General features: G+C 71.3%; 8 protein-coding genes and 1 pseudogene. 2 read left to right on the top strand and 7 right to left on the bottom strand.

The genetic code is table 11. The features are described from left to right. Window positions 1-219, bottom strand: a pseudogene (locus ACZ6SA_RS48020) (RNA-guided endonuclease TnpB family protein); the annotation flags it as partial. A gap of 23 nt (window positions 220-242) precedes the next feature. On the opposite strand from ACZ6SA_RS48020, the gene tnpA reads away from it, so the two are divergent. Further along, on the top strand, window positions 243-671 hold the full coding sequence (tnpA, locus tag ACZ6SA_RS48015; protein WP_347649627.1) for an IS200/IS605 family transposase: 429 nt from the start codon (window positions 243-245) through the stop codon (window positions 669-671). Between the two features lie 44 nt (window positions 672-715). Here tnpA and ACZ6SA_RS48010 read toward each other — a convergent pair whose 3' ends face one another. The 4 genes from ACZ6SA_RS48010 to ACZ6SA_RS47995 all read right to left on the bottom strand — a co-directional run bounded on the left by ACZ6SA_RS48010 (window position 716) and on the right by ACZ6SA_RS47995 (window position 2,714). Next, window positions 716-1,099 (bottom strand): DUF7134 domain-containing protein, encoded by a 384-nt coding sequence (locus ACZ6SA_RS48010; protein WP_465836067.1) that lies wholly within the window; start codon window positions 1,097-1,099, stop codon window positions 716-718. A 46-nt stretch (window positions 1,100-1,145) separates the two neighbouring features. Continuing rightward, window positions 1,146-1,598 (bottom strand): iron chaperone, encoded by a 453-nt coding sequence (locus ACZ6SA_RS48005; RefSeq protein ID WP_347649629.1) that lies wholly within the window; start codon window positions 1,596-1,598, stop codon window positions 1,146-1,148. 47 nt (window positions 1,599-1,645) lie between these two features. Further along, window positions 1,646-2,257 (bottom strand): glyoxalase, encoded by a 612-nt coding sequence (locus ACZ6SA_RS48000; protein WP_465836064.1) that lies wholly within the window; start codon window positions 2,255-2,257, stop codon window positions 1,646-1,648. Window positions 2,258-2,357: 100 nt separating this feature from the next. Continuing rightward, on the bottom strand, window positions 2,358-2,714 hold the full coding sequence (locus tag ACZ6SA_RS47995) for a VOC family protein (RefSeq protein ID WP_347649631.1): 357 nt from the start codon (window positions 2,712-2,714) through the stop codon (window positions 2,358-2,360). A gap of 242 nt (window positions 2,715-2,956) precedes the next feature. Here ACZ6SA_RS47995 and ACZ6SA_RS47990 point away from each other — a divergent pair, with 242 nt between their 5' ends. Further along, window positions 2,957-5,788 (top strand): ATP-binding protein, encoded by a 2,832-nt coding sequence (locus ACZ6SA_RS47990; RefSeq protein ID WP_465836062.1) that lies wholly within the window; start codon window positions 2,957-2,959, stop codon window positions 5,786-5,788. A 131-nt stretch (window positions 5,789-5,919) separates the two neighbouring features. Here ACZ6SA_RS47990 and ACZ6SA_RS47985 read toward each other — a convergent pair whose 3' ends face one another. Next, window positions 5,920-6,561 (bottom strand): class I SAM-dependent methyltransferase, encoded by a 642-nt coding sequence (locus ACZ6SA_RS47985; protein WP_465836060.1) that lies wholly within the window; start codon window positions 6,559-6,561, stop codon window positions 5,920-5,922. 238 nt (window positions 6,562-6,799) lie between these two features. Beyond that, window positions 6,800-7,033, bottom strand: a complete 234-nt coding sequence (locus ACZ6SA_RS47980) for a hypothetical protein (protein WP_465836058.1) — start codon at window positions 7,031-7,033, stop codon at window positions 6,800-6,802. Between the last annotated feature and the right edge of the window lie 97 nt (window positions 7,034-7,130).

The raw sequence follows: 7,130 nt of genomic DNA, 5'->3' as shown, positions 1-7,130 counted from the left end.
GGGGAGTCGAGCCAGCCAGTCGATCTCGTGGCGGGCTTGGCGTATCGCGGTGTCGCATTCCTTCAGCGAGGCGAAGCGGCCTTGGCGGAAGGTGAAGTACTCGTGCAGCAGGTTCCACAGGGCGCGAGCGGCATGGGCTTGACCATCGGCCACGGCAGCCTGGGCCGCGCTGAGGTCGAGTCGCGCCATGCGTGCCCGCGCCTGCTTCACCAACTCCACACACTGATCGTATTATTTGGTTTATGTCACCGCGATGGAAGCCGAATCCTGATGTACGCACCGGACGGCACGTTGTTTACACTCTCCACGCTCATTTGGTGTTCGTCACGAAGTACCGGCGCGGGGTGTTCACCGACGAGATGCTGGTCCGTTGCGAGGAACTCATGCGCCAGGTCTGCGCCGATTTCGAGGTCGAACTGCGCGAGTTCAACGGCGAACACGACCACGTCCACCTGCTGGTTCACTATCCGCCCAAGGTCGCTCTGTCCAAGCTGGTGAACAGTCTCAAGGGAGTCTCAGCGCGGATGCTGCGCAAGGAATACGCACCCCACGTCAAGAGGTATCTGTGGGGCGGTCATTTCTGGTCCGGCTCCTACTTCGCTGGGAGCGTTGGCGGCGCACCACTCACCGTACTCAAGCAGTACATCGAGCAGCAGAAACGACCCGTCTGAGGTTAGGCCACGGACACGCTGCCAGGTCAGAGCACGCTCGCGCCCTAGCAGGCACTCCCGCGTGGGCCTTCACCCCCGGCGTGAACGCCGGAGCACTGGCCCACAGTTCGGTAGATCGCGAAGACGAGGAGCAGGTCGGGCACGAGGGCCGCATGGTGTAGCACCCACTGCATGGCCACGGCCAGCATGCTGGTGCCGGTCACGACCGCCAGCACCGGAACGGGCCACCGGCGGCGGACCGCCAGCGGCAGCCCCGTGAGAACTCCGGCGAGGATGGGCAGCGGCTCGACCTGCCCGTCGGGCGGTATCTCCTCGATGGTGGCCACCACGGCGAAGAACGTCAGGAACACGGCGATCGCCACATCGCCGACGAACTGGAACGCGGGCCGCGCGCTGCGTCGGGCCCGGGGTGTGGACCGACGCGGCAGCCTACAAGGGCTGGATCAGCAGGACGACCGGCATCCGCAGCGCCCCCTAGCTCACCGCCTGCTTCACCAACGCTCCGACCCGCGCCTCCACCTCGGCCGTCACCTCGGTCAGGGCGAAGGCGGCCGCCCACATGGGTCCGTCGTCCAGGTTCGCCAGGTCGCTGAATCCGAGCGTCGCATGACGTGTCCCGAACTTCGCCGCGGGCTGGAAGTGGCAGACGATTTTGCCGTCCCTCGCATAGGCGGGCATCCCATACCAGAGCTTCGGCGCGAGGGCCGGGGCTCCGGCCGTGATGACGGCATGGAGGCGTTCGGCCATGACCCGGTCCGATTCCGACATCTCGGCGATCTTCGCGAGCACGTCCCGCTGATCCTGTGCCGCCTTGTCGGCGCGTGAGCTGCGGCGCGCCGCCTTCTTCTGCTCTTGGGCGTGCTCCTTCATCGCGGCCCGCTCCTCGGCCGTGAATCCCTCGTACGTGCTCTTGCCGGTGCTGCTCATGACGGATCTCCCCTTTTGTGGATCTCGATGTTCGGGGCCGGGATGTTTCAGGCGGACGTGGTCTCCCAGACGAAGCCGTCCGGGTCGGTGAAGGGCCCGGCGTCGCTGCCGATCACGATCCGGTGCGATCCGGTGCCCTCCTGCGAGAGGCCGGTGTCCTTGGCGAGGGCCCGGCGAGGGTAGAGGGCCAGCGTCACGGGCGCCGATGGGGTGTCGAACTCGACGTACTTGCCGCCGAAGCTCTTGGCCACGGCCAGGCCGCGGTCGACGTAGAACCGCTTGCTCGCCTTGACGTCCGCCACTCCCAGCAGGAGCGCGATCTGGTCGATGTGCCGCGCGGCGGGGCCGGTGTCCTTCTTCTTCGAGGTCGCCAGCTTGCAGATCGTCCCGTCGGGGGCGCGTACGACGCCGCCGTAGCCCCAGAAACCCTTCGTGGCCGGCTTCAGCATCGTCGCGCCGGCGTCGAGGGCGGCGGCGATGAAGGCGTCGACGTTTCCCGGCTGGGACACCACGAGTGACAGCGCGAACCCGCGAAAACCGGTCGTCGGCGCATCCGAGGCGCGTACGTTCACATAAGAGCCCAGGCCGAAGGCCTGGTAGAAGGCGTCCGCGGCCGAGGGGTCGGGCACTTCCAGGGTGACGGATCTGAAGGAGGTCATGGCACGTCCTTTGAGTGAGGTGGGTTTCTCTGAGCGCGATGGGTTCGTCGTCGTGTCGGCGGCCGCTACGCCGCGGACCCGGGAGGGGCGGGTCCGCTGCTCACCGGTCCTGGATCAGCCCGAGGACGTTGCCATCGGGATCGATGACGGTGGCCACCAGGCGGCCGCCACCGACCTCGTGCACGGCCTCCTTCACGGTGGCCCCCGCGGCGATGACCTCGGCCACCTTCGCCTCGATGTCCGGCACGTGCCAGTAGGCCACCGGCGAGGTCATGCCCTGCGGTCCACCTCCCGGCACCAGCCCGATGTGCTGGCCTCCGGCGTCGAAACCGACGTAGTAAGGCGAGTCGTTCTGCGGAGGCACACCGAGCAGGGCCGCGTACACCGCCGTGGCCTTGCCCAGGTCGGACACCGGGTGCAGCACGGTCCTGATTGCCTGGGGGGAAGAGCCGGTCATGGTCACTCCTGTCGTCGCGGTTCCGGTGTGTGCAACAGCATGGCCGCCGACACGGCCGGCCCGGATCCGTGGCGACCACGGACCCGACCACGGACCCGACCACGGGGCCCGACCAGGGGCCCGACCACGGACCCGGCTGCGGGTCCGGGCACGGAGCCGAACCCGCAGCCCGACGCGAAGCCAGGAGCGGAGCCGGAAAGCGGAGGCCTGAAGCAGGGAAGTGATTACGGCAGAATGGGGCAGTGGTCGCAGGAGCGGATATTTCACCTCGCGAGGCTGAGGTGCTGGCGCTGGTCGGGGAGCACCTCAGCAACGCCGAGATCGGGGCTCGGCTGTTCATCGGGGTACGTACCGTGGAGACTCATGTCTCCTCGCTGCTGCGCAAGCTGCAGGTGCCGGATCGGCGGGCGCTTGCCCAGCGTGCGCCCGAGGTGACCGGCGCCGGTCCGTCGCACCCCGCGCCGGTGCTGCCGGCCCCGCTGACGTCGTTCGTCGGGCGGGCGCGCGAGCGGACCGAGCTGGCCGAGATGATCAGTGCCCACCGCCAGGTGACCGCCGCCGGGCCGGGCGGAGTGGGCAAGACCCGTCTGGCGCTGGCGGTGGCCGCGGAAACGGCAGGCGAGTACGCCGACGGGGTGTGGTTCGTCGACCTGGTGCCGGTCACCGATCCGAGCATGATCGCCACTGCGGTCGCCGGGGCGCTCGGCCTCGGTGAGCAGCCGGGCAGCGACATCACCGAGTCCGTGCTGGCCACGCTGGCCGACCGTCATGCGCTGCTGGTTCTGGACAACTGCGAGCACGTGGTGGACGGGGTGGCGCTCCTTCTCGAGCGGCTGCTGGCGGCGTGCCCCGGAGTGACGGTGCTGGCGACCAGCCGGGCACGGCTGATGGTGCCCTTCGAAAGGGTGTATCCGGTGCCGCCGCTGTCGCTGGCCGCCGATGACGGGTCGGATGCGGTCACGTTGTTCATGGAGCGGGCCGCGGCGGTCGGCCGGCCGCCTGATCCTCTGCTGCGCGAGTCGATCGCCTCGATCTGCGAGCGGCTGGATGGCATGGCGCTGGCGATCGAGCTGGCCGCCGCCCGGTATCCCGCGCTCGGGCTGGACGGCATCACCGCCGCCTTGTCCCACCCGCTCCGCATGCTCACCGGTGGTTCCCGCGCCGATGAACGGCACCGTTCGGTGCGGGCGGCGCTGGACTGGAGCCACGCCCTGCTGGAGCCAGTCGATCGGGCGCTGCTGCGCCGGGTGTCGGTGTTCGTGGCGCCGTTCACCGCCGCGGCGGCCGCGCAGGTGGCCGGTGACGCCGCGGAGAAGATGGGCGAAGGTGCCGCGGAGGCGGCCGGGAGCCGTGAGGGCATTGTCGCCGAAGGACTGGCCCGGCTCGCCGAGCAGAGCCTGCTGGTGGTGACGGCCTCGCCGGGCGGGACCGAGTACCGGGCGTTGGAGACCATCCGCCAGTACGGCTGGGAGCGGCTCGCCGAGGCCGGCGAGCTGGTCGACACCCGGTCCCGGCACCTGCGCTGGTGCCTGGCCGGGGCCGCCGGTCTGGCGGAGGTACGTGCGGACTGGCGGGCCCGGTTCGATCTGGTGGCCGACGACCTCCGCGCGGCCCTGGCGTGGGCGGCCGACCGGCCGGAGCAGCGCACGGACGCGTACGACCTTGCCCGGCGCCTGGCGGAGCTCACCTTCACCCGTAACCTGACCGGCGAGTCCCAGCGGCGCTACGAGCAGGCGGCCGCGCTCGCGACCGACCCCGCCGCCGGCGCGTCGATGCTCCGGCGGGCCGCGGCCGTGGCCGGCTGCCGGACGGCCGGTGACGACATGTACCGCCTCCGCCGGGAGGCCGCGCAGGCCGCCCGCAGCGCAGGTGACACCGCCGGCGCCGCCGCCGACCTGGCGAGCGCCGCGACCATCGCGTTCCGGTTCTCGACCACGTTCGTACGTCTCCCGCCCAGGGAGGAGGCGCTCGCGCTGATGGCCGAGGCGCGGGAGTCGGCCGGCGACGATCCGGCCGCGCAGGCCGTGGTGGCGCTCGCCGAGGCGGCGGTGCTCACCGACGCGTTCGGCGCCGCCCAGGGCCCGCCCGGCAACGCCGTACCGGAGACGGTCGCGCGCGCGGAGCGGGCGGTCGAGCTCGCCCGCCGGACCGGCGACCCGCTCGCCGAGTCGGCCGCGCTCGACGCGCTCACCGGCGCCCAGAGCTGGGCCGGCGACACGTTCGCCACCGCGGCCACGGCCCGGCGCCGGATCGCCCTCCTGTCATCCCTGCCGATCTCGCCGGCCGGCACCCACGAGCTGATCGACGCGCTCGGTATAGCCACCGAGGCCGGCCTGGGTGCGGGGGACGTGCCAGGCGCCCGCCGTTGGGCACGCCAGCTGGCCGACCATCCTTCGCTGGCGGAGGTCGGTCACCGCGCCACGTGCCGGCTGCTGATGGTCGACGCGCTGGCAGGCCACGTCGGCGAGGTGCTCGCCGGCAGCGTCCGCTTCTCCGAGGCGTGGCGGCGGGCAGGAAGCCCCACCGTGTCGCTCCTCTGCCCGGCGGTGGCCGCTGTGGCGATGATCCACGGCCTCCGCGACGACCACGACGCCCGGCGCGAATGGCAGGACATCCTGGATCGGCTCGGCACCCCGCCGGAGCACACCTACGGCTACGGGGCGGTCTTCGACGCGATCCTGCTGCTGCACCGCGGGCAGGCGCCGCAGGCGCTGGAGCGGATGGCCCCCGAGCCCAGGCAGGTGTGGAAGTGGGTCACCTGGATCTGGCACCACTGGTACGTCGCCCTGCGCGCCGAAGCCGCCGTGCTCGCCGGGAGCTCCGGCGCCGGCGCCGCCGTGACCGAAGCCCGGACCGTCGTGGCCGGCAACCCGGTCGCCACCGCCCTTGTGGAGCGGGCCCAGGCGCTGCTCGACAGCGACCAGGAGCGGCTGCTCGCCACGGCGGACGCGCTCGATGCCGCCGGCTGCCGCTATCAGTCGGCGCGGACCCTGGTGCTCGCCGGCGGCGACCATGCCGCCCGCGGCCAGGCCGCGCTCGCCGGCCTCGGCCTCGCCCCTGTGGCCCTCCGGTGAAGCCGACGCTCGCCGCCGAGGGCGTGCAGCGTCCTCGCGAGGTGTTCGCACGGTGAGGGTGCGGCCCTGGGTGAAGTCCTTCCCCAGGGCCGCGACTTCTCGGGCTCGAAGGCCGGGTGCCGCGCGGTCGGTCACCGGCGGTGCAGGGTGAACCAGTATGTCGGCACGGCGTTGGTGCCGGGCGTGACGTCGGTCAGGTCCCAGCCGGTGAAGCGCGTACGCAGCTCATCGGCGGTGACACCGCTCCAGCCGTCGTCGAAGCCCTCCGGGCCGTACCCGAACATCAGCAGCCGCGCTCCTGGCAGGGCACGACGGGTGATCCCGGCGGCGTAGGCGTCCCGACGGTGGTGGGGAATGCCGCAGTAGCAGCTCAGGTCGAAGAACAGGCTGAACCCGTCACCGACGGCGAGTTCGTCCAGCCGGGTCACGTCGCCGCAGAGCAGCTTCGCCTGCCGGCCGGCGGCGTCGGCCTTGGTCCTGGCCTGCTCGATGGCGCGGTCGATCAGGTCCACGCCCACCACGTCCCAGCCGTGGCGGGCGAGGTAGGCGGTGTTCGTGCCGGTGCCGCAGCCCAGGTCGAGCGCCCGCCCGGGCGGCAGCGCATCCGGCCCCTCCACGGTGTCGACCAGCTCGGGAGCCGGGACGCCGCTGTCCCACGGTGGCCTGCCGGACATGTAGTAGGCCTGCAACATCTCCTTGACGGCGATCTCCCTGCCATCGTCGTCGTCCCTTCCCTGGCTGAAGTACGACCACGCCGCGCGTTCCAGATCCATCACTGCTCCCTGTTTCTAGAGTTGATTACTAGAGACGGCATCTAGATATACAGTTCGGCACGACAGTTGTCCAGCCTGGAGTTCACGGGAAGAGCGGCGGTCCGTGCCGTATCGACGCCACCGGGGACGGAACCGACGGCATGCAGCTGCAGGCAGGCCCGGGGGACGTCACCGGGCGGTCGCCGTACGGGGATCCGGTGGCGGGTCCGCCACCGCGGTTCAGCGGCCCGCCCTCACGTCACGAGGAGGCGAGCCCGCGCCCGAGCGTGCGATCGAGGGCGACGCGGGTGAGCCAGCCCAGACCGGCCGTGAAGAGCGCCGGCCACACGACCGGCCCGAAGGTGTAGCCGACCAGCACGGCGAGGGGGATCCACACGCGGTGCACGGCCTGGTGGAGCGCGCCCGGCGGGCGCACGCCGGCGAACCGCGTCACATCGGGGAACACGAAGAACGCCAGCGCTGCGATAGCCACCTTTTTGTGGGTACTTGTCGAGCGGGGCGGGCCGGGCCGAAGCTTGGTCGTGCGGGCCGAAAAGGCCCTCGACAGCCAGACGGGACGGGGAGGCCGG

The organism is Nonomuraea sp. NPDC049378, assembly GCF_055586745.1.
This window is presented reverse-complemented; position numbering and strand designations above follow the sequence as displayed.

Excerpts from the sequence above, each read along its gene's own strand:
- tnpA (WP_347649627.1), top strand. The coding sequence starts at position 243 with ATGTCACCGCGATGGAAGCCGAATCCTGATGTACGCACCGGACGGCAC.
- ACZ6SA_RS48005 (WP_347649629.1), bottom strand. The coding sequence starts at position 1,598 with ATGAGCAGCACCGGCAAGAGCACGTACGAGGGATTCACGGCCGAGGAG.
- ACZ6SA_RS48000 (WP_465836064.1), bottom strand. The coding sequence starts at position 2,257 with ATGACCTCCTTCAGATCCGTCACCCTGGAAGTGCCCGACCCCTCGGCC.
- ACZ6SA_RS47995 (WP_347649631.1), bottom strand. The coding sequence starts at position 2,714 with ATGACCGGCTCTTCCCCCCAGGCAATCAGGACCGTGCTGCACCCGGTG.
- ACZ6SA_RS47985 (WP_465836060.1), bottom strand. The coding sequence starts at position 6,561 with ATGGATCTGGAACGCGCGGCGTGGTCGTACTTCAGCCAGGGAAGGGAC.